Annotated in this window: 14 protein-coding genes; 4 read left to right on the top strand and 10 right to left on the bottom strand. The window is 57.5% G+C overall.

Annotation, left to right across the window (positions count from 1 at the left end; genetic code table 11):
• Positions 1-61: 61 nt before the first annotated feature.
• The 3 genes from QEP11_RS13220 to QEP11_RS13210 form a co-directional block, all read right to left on the bottom strand.
• The gene (locus QEP11_RS13220) at positions 62-664 is read right to left on the bottom strand and encodes a DUF938 domain-containing protein (RefSeq protein WP_284337122.1); all 603 of its coding nucleotides are present in this window, start codon (positions 662-664) and stop codon (positions 62-64) included.
• Between the two features lie 139 nt (positions 665-803).
• Positions 804-1,232, bottom strand: a complete 429-nt coding sequence (locus QEP11_RS13215) for a VOC family protein (protein ID WP_284337121.1) — start codon at positions 1,230-1,232, stop codon at positions 804-806.
• Positions 1,233-1,419: 187 nt separating this feature from the next.
• Positions 1,420-2,973, bottom strand: coding sequence for a fumarate hydratase (locus tag QEP11_RS13210; protein ID WP_284337120.1), 1,554 nt, complete (start codon positions 2,971-2,973; stop codon positions 1,420-1,422).
• 265 nt (positions 2,974-3,238) lie between these two features.
• On the opposite strand from QEP11_RS13210, the gene fumC reads away from it, so the two are divergent.
• From fumC to QEP11_RS13190, 4 genes are all read left to right on the top strand, one after another.
• Positions 3,239-4,630 carry a class II fumarate hydratase gene (gene fumC, locus QEP11_RS13205; protein ID WP_284337119.1) on the top strand — a complete coding sequence of 464 codons (1,392 nt, stop codon included), beginning with the start codon at positions 3,239-3,241 and terminating at the stop codon, positions 4,628-4,630.
• 99 nt (positions 4,631-4,729) lie between these two features.
• Positions 4,730-5,047, top strand: a complete 318-nt coding sequence (locus tag QEP11_RS13200; protein WP_284337118.1) for a hypothetical protein — start codon at positions 4,730-4,732, stop codon at positions 5,045-5,047.
• A gap of 121 nt (positions 5,048-5,168) precedes the next feature.
• Positions 5,169-6,068 (top strand): TauD/TfdA dioxygenase family protein, encoded by a 900-nt coding sequence (locus QEP11_RS13195; protein WP_284337116.1) that lies wholly within the window; start codon positions 5,169-5,171, stop codon positions 6,066-6,068.
• 91 nt (positions 6,069-6,159) lie between these two features.
• Complete coding sequence (locus QEP11_RS13190) at positions 6,160-7,200, top strand: Bug family tripartite tricarboxylate transporter substrate binding protein (RefSeq protein ID WP_284337115.1); 1,041 nt, start codon at positions 6,160-6,162, stop codon at positions 7,198-7,200.
• 77 nt (positions 7,201-7,277) lie between these two features.
• Here the strand turns inward: QEP11_RS13190 and QEP11_RS13185 are convergent, their stop codons facing one another.
• From QEP11_RS13185 to lpxB, 7 genes are all read right to left on the bottom strand, one after another.
• Entirely contained in the window at positions 7,278-7,682 is a 405-nt protein-coding gene (locus QEP11_RS13185; RefSeq protein WP_284337114.1) for a hypothetical protein, read from the bottom strand.
• Between the two features lie 58 nt (positions 7,683-7,740).
• The gene (greA, locus tag QEP11_RS13180) at positions 7,741-8,217 is read right to left on the bottom strand and encodes a transcription elongation factor GreA (protein WP_284337113.1); all 477 of its coding nucleotides are present in this window, start codon (positions 8,215-8,217) and stop codon (positions 7,741-7,743) included.
• Between the two features lie 214 nt (positions 8,218-8,431).
• Entirely contained in the window at positions 8,432-11,680 is a 3,249-nt protein-coding gene (gene carB / locus QEP11_RS13175) for a carbamoyl-phosphate synthase large subunit (RefSeq protein ID WP_284337112.1), read from the bottom strand.
• Positions 11,673-12,845 (bottom strand): glutamine-hydrolyzing carbamoyl-phosphate synthase small subunit, encoded by a 1,173-nt coding sequence (carA, locus tag QEP11_RS13170; RefSeq protein WP_284337111.1) that lies wholly within the window; start codon positions 12,843-12,845, stop codon positions 11,673-11,675. Before carA ends, carB begins: the two co-directional genes overlap by 8 nt.
• A 188-nt stretch (positions 12,846-13,033) precedes the next feature.
• Positions 13,034-13,804 carry a TrmH family RNA methyltransferase gene (locus QEP11_RS13165; RefSeq protein ID WP_284337110.1) on the bottom strand — a complete coding sequence of 257 codons (771 nt, stop codon included), beginning with the start codon at positions 13,802-13,804 and terminating at the stop codon, positions 13,034-13,036.
• Positions 13,801-14,454, bottom strand: a complete 654-nt coding sequence (gene rnhB / locus QEP11_RS13160; RefSeq protein ID WP_284337109.1) for a ribonuclease HII — start codon at positions 14,452-14,454, stop codon at positions 13,801-13,803. Before rnhB ends, QEP11_RS13165 begins: the two co-directional genes overlap by 4 nt.
• A complete protein-coding gene (gene lpxB, locus QEP11_RS13155; protein ID WP_284337108.1) occupies positions 14,426-15,595 on the bottom strand; it encodes a lipid-A-disaccharide synthase in 1,170 nt (389 codons plus the stop codon). The genes rnhB and lpxB overlap by 29 nt, the downstream gene beginning before the upstream one ends.
• Position 15,596 lies beyond the last annotated feature (1 nt).

Genomic DNA, 15,596 nt, shown 5'->3' with positions numbered 1-15,596 from the left:
CCGGTGCACATGTGTGCGCGAGTTTTTCAAAGGTTCCTTAATAAGCCAAGCATGCTGTTGGTCAACTCATTACAAACACCAAGCACCGGTTGTTGGCAGGCATGGCATGGTCTGCCGCCAAGTGCAAGCCATGCTGCGCGGCCAGTTCCTGAACTGCTTCGAAATCGCGAATGCCACTGGATGCATCACGTGCTTTCAGCCACGCATCAAAAGCGCGGTTGCTCTCAGTGGTGAACATTCCCCCGTAGTTGAACGGACCGTAGACCACCAATACACCGCCTGCAGGCAAATGTTGCCCCAATAAGGCAAAGAGCCGCTCAACCAACGGCCAAGCCACTATGTGCAAGGTATTGCTGGTAAAGGCTGCATCGAATGCACCACTCTCTGTCTGCGGCCAGGGACTGCAGGACAAGTCCATCTCCACAGGCAAGCGTAAGTTGGGTGAGGGCAAATGCGCATGCCATGCGGCAATACCTGCATGCAGCGCAGGAAGCTCACTGGTCTGCCAGATCAGATGCGGCAAACGAGGAGCAAAGTAGACGCTGTGCTGACCTGTACCAGAGCCGATTTCCAGGACATGCTTGCGATCAGCGAAGGCGTGCTGCAGCACTTCGAAAATCGGTGCCTGGTTGTTTTCGCAGGAAGGAGCGTGCATACGGTTCATGCCATACATGCTGGCATAGAAAAGCACGCCAAGATACAAGGAGTCTTTGCCATTCCGACCACAACAGCCTATGGCCTATGGCACACAACCATGTTTGGCAGGCAGCGAAGCCAGTGACTGGGTCTTCAGACCACTCCGTTCAGAACGTTATGTGCACTGAGGCGGCACTTCGACTCGCTGGCCCATGGTAGACCGCTTCAATGTTGTTGCCGTCTGGATCAAGAACAAATGCTGCGTAGTAGCCCGGATGATAGGCCCGCTCACCCGGCGCACCATTGTCTGTGCCGCCATGCGCCAGTGCTGCCTGGTAAAACTTGCTCACCATGTCCGGATCTCGCGCCTGGAATGCCAGGTGATGCCGGCCTGTGAGCGCCCCCAGAGCGGCAGGGCTGTCGGCGGCAGTGACAAACAGCTCATCCACCCAGAAGTATCCATCGCCGGCTCCGCCGAGAGGCACACCCAGCGCAGCCATCACTGCTTCGTAAAATCTTTGGCTGGCAGCCAAATCTCGCACGACCAGCTGAATGTGATCAATCAGGCGACCTCGATGCAGCTCTTGGGTTTCCATAACGCTCTCCGATCTGGTTTGTCTGCGTCTTGCTGCTGCGAAGCAGCATGTCCCACAAATGCATGGATCATAGCCACACGAATGTGGGCAAGCAACGTGCTTGGATGCTTGCTGGCGGTAGCTTTCAAGTCAACAAAAAACCGCCCGAAGGCGGTTTTCATTAGCAGCTTATTTGCTACTGCGCAGTTCATGCACCAGCGACGCTGATGCCTTTGAACTCACCCGTTGCAATCTTCTCTTTCCAGATAGCAGGGCCAGTGATGTGAGCGCTGGTGCCGCCGGCATCCACGGCCACAGTCACGGGCATGTCGACCACATCGAATTCGTAGATGGCTTCCATGCCCAGGTCTTCAAAGCCCACGATCTTGGCAGCCTTGATGGCCTTGGAGACCAGGTACGCTGCACCACCCACAGCCATCAGATAGGCCGACTTGTGGTTCTTGATGGATTCAATGGCGACTGGCCCACGCTCGGACTTGCCGATCATGGCGATCAGACCGGTCTTCTCCAGCATCATGTCGGTGAACTTGTCCATGCGGGTAGCGGTGGTGGGACCTGCTGGGCCAACCACTTCGTCACGCACAGGATCCACAGGGCCGACGTAGTAGATCACGCGGTTGGTGAAATCCACTGGCAGTGGCTCGCCCTTGGCCAGCATGTCCTGAATGCGCTTGTGCGCAGCATCGCGGCCGGTCAACATCTTGCCGTTGAGCAGCAAGGTATCACCAGGCTTCCATGAAGCGACCTCTTCCTTGGTCAGCGTGTTCAGATCCACGCGCTTGGACTTGTTGTAGTCTGGTGCCCAGTCCAGCTTGGGCCACACGTCCATGGATGGAGGGTCCAGGAACACGGGGCCGGAGCCATCCAGGACAAAGTGGGCATGGCGAGTGGCCGCACAGTTGGGGATCATTGCCACAGGCTTGGAAGCCGCGTGCGTGGGGTACATATTGATCTTGACGTCCAGCACCGTGGTCAGGCCACCCAGGCCTTGCGCGCCAATGCCCAGCGCATTGATCTTTTCGTACAGCTCCAGGCGCAGCTTTTCCACATCATCCAACTCTGCACCGCTGGCTGCCTTTTCCTGCAGCTCATACATGTTCAGGTCTTCCATCAGGCTTTCCTTGGCCAGCAAGGTCGCCTTTTCCGCGGTGCCGCCAATGCCGATACCGATCATGCCGGGTGGGCACCAGCCAGCGCCCATGGTGGGGATGGTCTTGAGCACCCAGTCCACCAGATCGTCACTGGGGTTCATCATGATCATCTTGGACTTGTTCTCGGAGCCGCCGCCCTTGGCCGCCACGGTCACTTCCACGGTATTGCCGGGCACGATCTGCACATTGATCACGGCAGGCGTGTTGTCCTTGGTGTTCTTGCGCTTGAAGTGCGGGTCTGCGACCACGGAAGCACGCAGCGTGTTGTCTGGATGGTTGTAACCACGACGGACACCTTCGTTGATGGCATCTTCCAGTCCCATGGTGAAGTCGGCCCACTGGATGTCCATGCCAACCTTCAGGAACACGTTCACAATGCCAGTGTCCTGGCAGATTGGGCGCTGACCGGTGGCAGCCATCTTGGAGTTGGTCAGGATTTGCGCCATGGCATCCTTGGCGGCAGGGCTTTGCTCGCGCTCATAAGCACGGGCCAAATGCTGGATGAAATCCGGCGTGTGGTAGTAGCTGATGTACTGGAGGGCACCTGCGATCGAATCGATCAGGTCCTGCTGACGGATGGAGGTGGTCATCGTGGAGCTTCTCTGGTTGTTGTAGCGCCGGTTGCGCGCAAAAAATCCCGTCAATTATCAGCCCTTCTGGAACGGAAAGCGAGGCAAAGACCTACAAGTCTTATATAGGACTTGGCAATAGGGGCACATCGATGGGAGTGATTGAGAATTACTCTCAGGCACTGCGTTAACATCAGACTTTCTTCACCCCTTGAGCGGCAAGAAGAGGCAGCCAGAACCCGGTTCCAGCAACCCATGCCGCAGCACCTTTACGGAGCTTTGCACCATGACTGCGACTCGTCTCGAAAAAGACACTTTTGGCCCCATCGCTGTTCCAGCGAACAAACTCTGGGGCGCACAAACCCAGCGTTCACTCCAGAACTTCGACATCAGCGGAGAACAGCAGCCGCGTGAGATCATCTTCGCGCTGGCTCAGGTCAAAAAGGCCAGCGCCACCGTCAATCACCAACTCGGCTTGCTGGATGCACAGAAGGCACAAGCCATCAACGCTGCTGCCGATGAAGTGCTGGCCGGCAAGCACCCCGATGAATTTCCGCTGGTGGTCTGGCAAACTGGCTCGGGCACGCAAACCAATATGAATGTGAACGAGGTGTTGGCCAACCGCGCCAGCGAACTCCTCGGTGGTGAACGCGGCGAAGCGCGACTGATCCACCCCAACGACGACGTCAACAAAAGCCAATCCAGCAACGACGTCTACCCCACTGCCATGCACGTCGCAGCCGTCACAGCCATCGAAAGCAAGCTGCTGCCCGCCATCGCCAAACTGCGCGCCACGCTGCAGGCCAAAAGCGAGGCGTTTGCCGAGATCGTGAAGATTGGCCGCACCCACTTGCAAGACGCCACACCGCTCACATTGGGCCAGGAGATTTCGGGCTGGGTGGCCCAACTGGATCACAGTGAAAAGCATGTACGCGCCGCGCTGGCACATTTGCACGAACTGGCACTGGGCGGCACCGCAGTGGGCACGGGCTTGAACGCCCCCAAGGGCTACGCAGAAGGCGTGGCGCAGGAGCTGGCCAAGCAGACCGGCTATGCATTTGTGACATCGCCCAACAAGTTTGAAGCGCTGGCCAGCTGTGACGCGCTGGTGCACGCCCATGGCGCGCTCAAAACACTGGCCGCCAGCCTGATGAAGATTGCCAACGATGTGCGCTGGCTGGCCAGCGGGCCGCGCAGCGGGCTGGGAGAAATCTCCATCCCCGAGAATGAGCCCGGCTCGTCCATCATGCCCGGCAAGGTCAACCCCACACAGTCAGAAGCGGTGACCATGCTCTGCGCCCAAGTGTTCGGCAACGATGTAGCCATCAACTTTGGCGGCGCCTCGGGCAACTTTGAGCTGAACGTGTTCCGCCCCATGGTGGCGCACAACTTCCTGCAAAGCGTGCGCCTGCTGGCCGATGGCATGGTGAGCTTCAATGACCATTGCGCTGTGGGCATCGAACCCAATGTGGCTCGCATTGAAGAGCTGGTCAACCGCTCGCTCATGCTGGTGACGGCATTGAACCCTCACATCGGCTACGACAAGGCCGCCTTGATTGCCAAAAAGGCGCACAAGGAAGGAAGCAGCCTGCGTGATGCCGCGATTGCGAGCGGGCACCTGACGGCCGAGCAGTTCGATCAATGGGTGGTTGCCAAGCAGATGGTGGGCAACCTCTAACGCTTGTACGCTGCTTCAGCGTACGCAGCCTTTGCATCTTTCTGGTGCTACACGTTGGCAAGTCGCTGCGCGCCGGGGCAAAGATAAGGAGCAACTCTCATGCTGATTACATTGACGCGAGACAGCGTTGCCCCTGGGGATGACATGCAGGCGCCCCATCGCCTGCAACTACCGCTGGCAGATGGCATGACCCTGTTGGAGTTGCTGCATCCATACGGACCTCTGAGCGATTACTTACCCGCTGTCGAAGGCATGTCCACGCTTTGGGCCGTCCAGTTGAACGGCCACCATGTGGCCGATTTGCGCCACTGCCACAAGCTAGATCCGATGTTGCAGGCCACCCTGCGCGCAGCCGACCTCAGCTTGTCCGACGGTGAAGTCTTTTTACAGGCCATCGGGCAGCAAGCTTTGGCCTAGATTGCAAGCAATCCAGCCTCAAAAGATAAGTTGGAAATAAAAAACCTACTTATTAATTGTTCCAGGAATAAAGCGTTTTCCCTAGGATCAGCATCCATTGATTGATTTGCTGTTCTGCTCCATGTCTGCCGCGCTTGCTTCTTCTACTTCTTCATTCGTTTTTCCATTCACCATTACGCCTTCTGGAAAAGCCCTGGCAGCCGATATCAGCGGACTGGACTTGTCCAAGCCGCTGAACACAGCCACAGTACAGGCCTTGCAAGCCGCCTGGGATGCACACTTGGTACTGCGTTTTCGTGGTCAATCTCATTTGAGTGTGCAAGACCACATCCGCTTTTCCGCTTACTTTGGCCCTCTGGACCAACGTCCTCAAGCAGCAGCTCAATGGCATGCCAGCACCGCTGAGCTACCGCTGGAAGTGGCTGTCATCTCCAATCTCAAACAGGAAGGCAAGCCCATTGGCGCGCTGGGTGATGGTGAGGCTGTCTGGCATGCAGATATGACCTACAAACCCGATCCGCCCAAGGCAGCGCTGCTGTTGGGCCGGGAAGTGCCTGACAGCGGAGGCGACACCCACTTTGCCAATATGTACGCCGCTTATGAGACTCTGCCCGCCGATTTGAAAGAGCAAATTGCTGGATTGCATTGCGTACACGATGCCAGCCGCAATAGTGCTGGTCAGTTGCGCCTTGGTTTTGCAGACAACACAGACCCACGCCTGACCGTGGGCGCAGTGCATCCTCTGGTGCGTGTAGATAACAGCACCGGACGGCAAAGCCTGTACCTGGGCCGCCGTCGTAATGCCTACGTGCAAGGCCTGAGCCTCGAAGACAGCGAAGCCTTGCTGGACGCTCTGTGGGCGCACGCCACACAGCCGCACCTGACCTGGAGTCAGCAATGGCAAGTCGGCGACCTGGTGGCCTGGAACAACAACGTCACCTTGCACCGCCGCGACGCTTTTGACGCAAGTGCACGCCGCTACATGCATCGCACCCAGGTTGGCGCCACTGCAGCCGCCTGAGCGAACCCTTCATTTCCACACTTGCCACCCTGCTGCTGAAGTACGCCGTACTTGGGCAGAGCCAGGCTAGCCACGACCTGATTTTCCCAACATGACTGCCTCTCTCCACTCCGCTCTCACCTCTCGCCGCACATGGCTGCGTTGGTCGCTGGCTGCCTCAGCCAGCGCTGTGGCTACCCCCTGGGGTTTGCATGCTGCGCATGCAGCAGCACCGCTGCTCACCTTGCCAGCAGTACCCGGAAAAGCCGTCACCATCATCGTCGGCGGGCCTGCCGGAGGAGCCACCGATGGCGTAGCCCGCGTGATCGCCCAAGCGCTGTCACACAGCTTGGCACGCGAGGTGATTGTGGACAACAAGCCCGGCGCGGGTGGCACCATCGGCTCCAAACTGGTGTCACAGTCCAAAAATGATGGGTATACGCTGCTGCTGGGGCAGATTGCACCCAACGTGCTCTCCCCGTTGATGCAAAATCCGCGCCCTTACGACCCCATCACCGGCTTCACGCCGATTGGCCAGATTGGCAACACAGCATCTGTGCTGGTGGTGCCCGCCAACGGACCCCAAACATTGAAAAAAGCGCTGCGCATCTGGAAGCAAAAAGGCAGCTTCAGCTACGCATCCACTGGCGTCGGCTCTGGTGCGCATTTGCTGGGGCATTTGATGGCTTCGTCGCTCGAAATCGAGGGCTTGCATGTGCCTTACCGAGGCAGCCCCTTTGCCTTGCAGGATTTGACAGGCGGCCGTGTAGACGCCTTCTTTGTCACAGCAGGCGCATTGGGCTCATATCTTGAATCGGGCAAGCTGATCGCTCTGGCCACAGCGTCACGCGCACGCAGCCACTTCTACGCCCAACTACCCACACTGCGTGAAGCGGGTCATTCCACAGTCAGCAACGAAGGCTGGTTTGGCCTGTTCGCTGCGGCCCAAACGCCGGCAGATATCGCCAGCACTTTGCACCAGCACCTGAATGCCGCGTTGCAGACAGCAGAGGTCAAGCAACAGTTGCAATCCCTGGTGGTAGACATTGCGCCCAGCGCCAGTCCTGAGCAATATGCAGACTTCATCCGTCAGGAAGTCGCACACTGGAGTCAAGTTCTGGCACGTATGGGCAGCAGCCTTCAAGCGACCTGAGCACCCGCATAGCTCGTTTGAAAGCACCCATAAAAAAACCGCTGCGGCTTTGCGCCCAGCGGTTTTTCTCACGGTGTTCATGCGCCCATACGTTCCTTGCGATAGCGCAGCAGACTGCGCAAGCACAACAGCGCACAGCACCAGTGCAACAGCGCAAGCACCAGCACCTGAGTCATCAGCAGCAATGAAGCCGAATTGACCAACCAGCGCGGCAAAACTCCGTAGTTAAGCAAGATCGCGGTCAACACCCCACCCAAAACATAGATCAACACAGCGCCTTGCGCCCATGCCTCCTCGCTCTCAGCATGCTTGCGTCTGGATATCACCAGCAGGCCCACACAGGCGGCAATCGAAATCCATGCCTGCCACAACCCAAGCTGTGCCAGATAGCTACGTGCATCGTGCCAATATGGCACGGTGGCAACGATGACTGGCGCGGCCAACACACTCACACTGGCCACCAGCATCCACAAAACCGCCAAGAGCAGAGGTATTTTGAGTGATTCTGTGGCTGGCCTCATCTGCTGAGTACGTGTAGTTTTAGAGGTATTTGACGGCCACGATTTCGTAGCGGCGTACCCCACCAGGGGCTTGCACCTCGGCGGTATCACCCTCTTCCTTGCCAATCAGGGCACGTGCAATCGGACTGGAAATGTTGATCAGACCGTGCTTCAAATCTGCCTCATCTTCACCCACGATCTGATAGGTGACCTGATTGCCGGTGTCTTCATCTTCCAGATCTACGGTCGCACCAAACACCACGCGGCCATTGGCTTCCAGTTCAGTGGGGTCAATGATTTGCGCCGCCGAGAGCTTGCCCTCGACTTCCATGATGCGGCCTTCAATAAAGCCCTGGCGATCTTTGGCCGACTCGTACTCGGCGTTCTCGCTCAAGTCCCCCTGGGCTCGCGCTTCAGCGATGGCCTGAATCACTTCTGGGCGATCCACGGTCTTCAGACGCTGCAGCTCGGCCTTGAGCTTTTCAGCACCACGCTTGGTAATTGGAATAGTTGCCATGTCAGTTTCTCCACATACGGCTGGGCGTACACGTGCAAACCTGCACAGTCGCGCCACAAGGGCATGTCCAGAGCGCCACACGACGTGGCTGGTTTGGGACACCCCAAAAGCAAACCGCCGCGCAGTGAGCCGCGCGGCGGTGTTCCTAGGTTCAGGAGTGAATTATGCCGTGTTTACGGCCAGTCACCCCTCAGTAAAACCCGACGAATGTGACTTAGTGCGTCAACATCGCGTGCAGCTCTTGCACGGAATGCACGTCGAGGTTGCCACGCATGGCCTTCATGCCTTCCACGGCTGCTTCCGCGCCGAAGATGGTTGTGAAGGTGGTCACACGCGCCAGCAACGCACTGGTACGGATTTGGCGCGAATCGGCAATGGCATTGCGACGCTCTTCCACGGTGTTGATGACCATGGCGATTTCGCCATTCTTGATCATGTCCACAATGTGTGGGCGGCCTTCTGCCACCTTGTTCACGGCCTGCACCGCAATACCTGCTTCTTCCAGCGAGGCCGCAGTGCCACGGGTAGCGCACAGCTCGTAGCCCATGCCCACCAATTCCTTGGCCACAGCCACGGCACGTGCCTTGTCATTGTTTTTCACAGACAGGAACACCTTGCCCTGCTCAGGCAGATGCACGCCGGCACCCATTTGGCTCTTCACGAAGGCTTCACCAAAGGTCTTGCCCACGCCCATGACTTCACCGGTGGACTTCATCTCTGGGCCGAGGATGGTGTCCACACCAGGGAACTTCACGAACGGGAACACGGCCTCCTTGACGCTGAAATATGGCGGCGTGATTTCCTTGGTGACGCCTTGCTCGTCCAGCGTTTCACCCGCCATGCAGCGTGCGGCCACCTTGGCCAGTTGCACGCCCGTAGCCTTGGAGACGAACGGCACGGTACGCGAAGCACGGGGGTTCACTTCCAGCACATAGATAATGTCCTGGCCGTCTTCCTCCTTGATGGCAAACTGCACGTTCATCAGGCCGACCACATTCAGGCCCTGAGCCATGGCCGCAGTCTGGCGCTTGATTTCAGCGACGGTGTCTGCCTTCAGGTAGTAAGGCGGCAGCGAACATGCGGAGTCGCCCGAGTGGACGCCTGCTTGCTCGATGTGCTCCATCACGCCACCAATGTACACAGCCCCGGTCTTGTCGCGGACACAGTCCACGTCGCACTCGATGGCGTTGGACAGGAAGTGGTCCAGCAAAACGGGCGAATCGTTGGACACCTTCACGGCTTCGCGCATATAGCGCTCCAGATCACGCTGCTCGTGCACAATTTCCATCGCACGGCCACCCAGCACGTAGGAAGGACGCACCACCAGGGGGTACCCCAGGCCAGCAGCCTTTTCCAGAGCTTCGGTTTCAGTGCGTGCTGTTGCGTTGGGGGGCTGACGCAGACCCAGATCGTTGAGCAGCTTCTGGAAGCGCTCACGGTCTTCTGCCGCATCGATCATGTCAGGCGTGGTACCAATGATCTTCACGCCTTCACGCTCCAGACCCAGCGCCAGCTTCAGCGGAGTTTGGCCGCCATACTGCACGATCACGCCATCGGGCTGCTCCACATCCACAATTTCCAGCACATCTTCCAGCGTCAGTGGCTCGAAATACAAACGGTCCGAGGTGTCGTAGTCAGTCGACACGGTCTCGGGGTTGCAGTTGACCATGATGGTTTCGTAGCCATCTTCGCGCATGGCCATGGCGGCATGCACGCAGCAATAGTCGAACTCGATGCCCTGACCGATGCGGTTGGGGCCACCGCCCAGCACCATGATCTTCTTCTTGTCGGAAGGCGCGGCTTCGCACTCTTCGTCGTAGGTCGAATACATGTAGGCAGTGTTGGAGGCAAATTCTGCCGCACAGGTGTCCACGCGCTTGAACACAGGGCGCACATTCAGCGCCTTGCGCGCTTCACGCACAGCCTTGTCGGTGGTGTGCAGCAGCTTGGCCAAACGGCGGTCCGAGAAGCCCTTTTGCTTCAGAGTGCGCAGGGTTTCGGCATCCAGCGATGCCAGCGCGCCTTCCCCCTTGGCGGCAAACAACTGGTCCAACTCAAGTTCGATCTTCACGATCTCTTCGATCTGCACCAGGAACCACTTGTCGATCTTGGTGATGTTGTGCACCTCGTCCAGCGACCAGCCAGCCGCAAACGCATCGCCCACATACCAGATACGGTCGGGACCAGGTTCACCCAGTTCCTTTTCCAGGATTTCGCGGTCCTGGGTCTTTTCGTTCATTCCGTCCACGCCCACTTCCAGACCGCGCAATGCCTTCTGGAAGGATTCCTGGAAAGTACGGCCAATGGCCATCACTTCACCGACGGACTTCATCTGCGTGGTCAGTCGGTTGTCGGCAGCCGGGAATTTCTCGAACGCAAAACGTGGGATCTTGGTGACCACATAGTCGATAGTGGGCTCGAACGAGGCAGGTGTGGCACCGCCGGTGATTTCGTTCTTCAGCTCATCCAGCGTGAAACCGACTGCCAGCTTGGCTGCAATCTTGGCAATCGGGAAACCGGTTGCCTTGGAAGCCAGCGCCGAAGAGCGCGACACACGGGGATTCATCTCAATGACGATCATGCGACCGTCCTTGGGGTTCACCGAGAACTGCACGTTGGAGCCGCCCGTATCCACACCAATCTCACGCAGCACCGCCAGCGAGGCGTTGCGCATGATCTGGTATTCCTTGTCAGTCAGCGTCTGGGCAGGCGCCACGGTGATGGAGTCACCCGTGTGCACACCCATGGGGTCCAGGTTTTCGATGGAGCACACGATGATGCAGTTGTCCGCGGTGTCGCGCACCACTTCCATCTCGTACTCTTTCCAGCCCAGCAGCGACTCTTCGATCAGCAACTCGTTGGTCGGCGATGCTTCCAGACCGCGCTTGCAAATCGTTTCGAACTCTTCCGAGTTGTAGGCAATGCCGCCACCAGTACCGCCAAGCGTGAAGCTGGGGCGAATCACCGTGGGGAAGCCCACGCGCTTTTGCACTTCCCAGGCTTCGTCCATGCTGTGTGCAATACCCGAGCGTGCAGAACCCAGACCAATCTTGGTCATGGCGTCCTTGAATTTCAGGCGGTCTTCGGCCTTGTCGATGGCTTCAGGCTTGGCACCGATCAGCTCCACCTTGTACTTGTCCAGCACGCCGTGCTTCCACAAGTCCAGCGCGCAGTTCAGCGCAGTCTGTCCACCCATGGTGGGCAGGATGGCGTCAGGACGCTCCTTGGCGATGATCTTCTCGACCGTCTGCCAGGTGATGGGTTCGATGTAGGTGACATCCGCTGTGGCGGGATCGGTCATGATCGTCGCTGGGTTGCTGTTGATCAGAATGACCTTGTAGCCTTCTTCGCGCAATGCCTTGCAGGCTTGCACGCCGGAGTAGTCAAACTCGCAGGCCTGACCAATCACAATAGGGCCAGCGCCAATAATCAGGATGCTTTTAAGGTCGGAACGCTTAGGCATTTTTGTGGTTCTCCATCAACGCGGTAAAGCGGTCGAACAAATAGGCAATGTCATGAGGTCCGGGCGACGCTTCGGGGTGGCCCTGGAAGCAGAAGGCAGGCACATCGGTACGCTCCAGGCCTTGCAGCGTGCCGTCAAACAGGCTCACATGGGTGGCGCGCAGATTGGCTGGCAAGGTTTCCAGCTCGACCGCGAAGCCGTGGTTCTGGCTGGTGATGCTGACGCGGCCAGTATCCAAGTCCTTGACCGGGTGATTGGCACCGTGGTGGCTGTTTTGCATCTTGAAAGTTTTGGCGCCCGAGGCCAAGGCCATGATCTGGTGCCCCAGGCAAATTCCGAACAAAGGCTTCTTGGCCGCCATGATTTCCTGCGCCGCAGCAATGGCGTAGTCACAAGGCGCCGGGTCGCCGGGGCCGTTGGACAGGAACACACCATCAGGATTCAGGGCCAGCACATCCTTGGCGGGCGTTTCAGCCGGCACCACAGTCAACTTGCAACCACGCTCGGCCAGCATGCGCAGGATGTTGCTCTTGACGCCAAAGTCATAGGCCACCACGTGAAACCTGGGGTTTTCAAGCTTGCCGTAGCCTTCACCCAGCTTCCATTCGGTTTGATCCCATTCGTAAGCGGTTGCAGTGGTCACTTCCTTGGCCAGATCGAGACCCTTCATGGCTGGAGCGGCCTTGGCTGCGGCCAGTGCTTCGTCGATCTTGATCTGAGTGACCGCTTCGCCTGCGGCCAAACCTACGATGGCGCCGTTTTGCGCCCCCTTGTCACGCAACAGTCGGGTCAGCTTTCGGGTGTCAACGTTGGCAATGGCAACGGTGTTGTTGCGAACCAAATATTGCGACAAATTCTCGCCCATGCGGAAGTTGCTGGCGAGCAATGGCAGGTTCTTGATGATCAAACCTGCGGCATGGACTTTGTCTGCTTCCACATCCTCTGCGTTCACACCATAGTTACCGATGTGGGGATATGTGAGCGTAACGATCTGCTGGCAATAGCTGGGATCCGTCAGGATTTCTTGATAGCCCGTGATGGCGGTGTTGAACACCACTTCACCTACCGTGGTGCCTTGTGCACCAATGGAATTGCCAATAAAGACCGTGCCGTCTGCGAGCGCCAGAATGGCGGATGGGAAGCTTCCCTTAAGAGACAAAAGCACTGGGTTCTCCGGTTTTAAGTACGGTTACGCCCAGCGCGAGCCCCTGACCTAGCGTCAAGAGCAAGTTGCTTGTCTGCAATGTGGATGGCGAGGAAAGCGTCGCTAGGCGTAAGGAAATAATGCTGAAAAGCCTCTCATTATATCCACCTTGCTTGCAGCCGTTTATTAATCCCCAGTTTGGGGCTTCATCACTTCAGAGCACTTACTGCACTGGCATGCAAGCAAATCGCTGCGGCAGCAGCCACGTTCAGGGACTCTTCCCCGCCCGGCTGCGCAATACGCACATATTGCGCAGCCAAAGCCTCCACGGCTTCTCCCACGCCCTGCCCTTCATGCCCCATCGCCCAGGCGCACGGCCAAGGCAACGTCGTTGCATGAATCAGATCACCGCGATGTGAACTCGTGACCAGCAGCGGCACCTGCAACTGCTGCAGGACTGCAGGCTCCACCCCCTCCACGAGATGAAGCGCAAAATGCGCCCCCATTCCTGCGCGCAGCACTTTCTGGCTCCACAAGGCTGCAGTCCCCTTGAGGGCCACGATTTGCTGAAAACCAAATGCGGAAGCTGAGCGCAAAATCGAACCCACATTGCCCGCATCTTGCACACGATCCAAGACAATCGTGGCGACACCAGCCAGCACTTGTACATCCGCAGCCCATGGCATCACATACCCCATGCGGGCAGGCGACTCCAAACCACTAATATCGGCAAACAGTGCATCGTCCAGAACGACGACTTTAGCCGCTGCCGTCGCCCATTCGGAAGGCACTTGCGACCAGAAAGATTTGGCAAACACAGCCACCTTGGGCTTGAGACCGCGCGTGAGTGCCGCACGGCACAGGTGATCGCCTTCCAGCCACGAATAGCCCAGTTTGCGGTACATACCGCTTTCGCGGGACAAGCGACGCAATTCTTTGACAAACGCGTTATCGCGCGAGCTGATTTCTGTAATGTTCATACAGTTGTGACTGCAGCTTGAACCACTGCAAATCTATGAATAACGTGAGTGACTGGTGCAAAGCTGCGGCGATGCTCCGGCGTAGCACCCAGGCTGTTGAGTGCTTGCAAATGCGCTGCCGTGCCATAGCCTTTGTGTGCTGCAAAACCATATTCGGGATAAGCACGGTCAAACGCCTCACACCAGCGGTCTCGGTGCACCTTGGCCAAAATGGACGCAGCGGAAATGGCCTGCACTTTGGCATCGCCTTTGACAATGGCTTCTGCGTGCACATCCAGTAAAGGAATGCGGTTGCCATCGACCTGCACCAAAGCAGGTTTCAGACGCAGTCCATTGACCGCTCTTTGCATCGCCAACATGGTGGCCTGCAAGATATTGAGGCGATCAATCTCTTCTACCGAAGCCTCTGCAATGGAGAAGCACAAAGCCTTGGCACGGATTTCATCAAACAGCTTTTCACGGCGATTGGCCGTGAGTTTTTTGGAATCTGCCAGGCCTTCAATCGGATTCAAATCATCCAGAATCACAGCGGCAGCCACCACAGGACCAGCCAGCGGGCCTCTGCCTGCTTCATCTACACCCGCTATCAAACCCGGGGCATGCCATTGCAGGCAGCTTTGCTCAGGAAGCGATGACTTTTTGGATGGCATGGGCTGACAAGGTTGTGGTGTCTTTATGCAATGCATGGTGCAAAGCACTAAAGCGTTCTTCTACGGTCCGGACTTTGGCACGTGCATGCGAACTGTCATCCAGCCATTGCGCAACAGCATCAGCCAATGCACGCGGCGTGGCTTGCTCTTGTAGCAACTCTGGAACCACAAAATCGCCACACAAAATATTCGGCAACCCCACCCAAGGCTGCAATTGCTTACGCTGCATGAGCTTGAAGCTCCAAGGATGCATGTTGTAAGAAATCACCATGGGGCGCTTGAACAAAGCCGCCTCTAGCGTAGCTGTGCCACTGGCAATCAAGGTGCAATCACACGCGGCCAGCACATCATGCGATTGACCTCGCACAATTTTCAGCCACCCTGCTACACCCAACTCATGTGACAGCGCCACCAGCCTGTCGTGCAATGCAGGGACTGCAGGCAAGACAACTTGCAGATTGGGCTGCGCCTGTTTAAGCAATGCAGCAGCTTGCATGAATGGCCTGGCAATATATTGCACCTCAGCTCTGCGGCTACCAGGCAATAGCGCAAGCACGGGCTGTGTTTGCACCAAGCGCAGACGCTCACGCGCAGCAGCCCGGTCAGGCTCCATCGGTATCACTTGCGCCAGAGGATGCCCCACAAATGTGGCAGGAATATCATGTTGCGCCAAAAGCGCAGGCTCGAATGGAAAAAGGCACAACACATGGTCAGCTGCTGCGCGAATCTTGTGCACGCGCTCCGCACGCCATGCCCAGATGGAAGGGCAGACGAAGTGCACAGTCTTGATACCCGCCGCGCGAAGATCGCGCTCCAATCCCAAATTGAAATCTGGCGCATCAATACCCACAAACACATCCGGACGCTCTTGCAAAAGCTTGGCACGCAACTGTTTGCGGATCGACAAAATGTCCCACAAGCGCATCAAGACTTCAAAGCTGTAGCCATGTACTGCCAGACGCTCGCTGGGCCATAAAGCCTCAAATCCGCGCTGCTGCATGTGCGTGCCGCCAATGCCATAGCTGGGCACTTGCGGCCATTGGCGTTGCAGACCATCCAAAAGCAAACCGGCGAGCAAGTCTCCTGACGTCTCGCCGGCCACCATGGCAACGCGTGGTTGCGGAATCTCTAGTGAAGACATG

Origin of the sequence: Comamonas halotolerans (genome assembly GCF_030162935.1) — a bacterium.
GTDB lineage: Bacteria > Pseudomonadota > Gammaproteobacteria > Burkholderiales > Burkholderiaceae_C > Comamonas > Comamonas halotolerans.
Note: the sequence above shows the minus strand (reverse complement) of the source record. Positions and strands in the feature narration are given on the sequence as shown.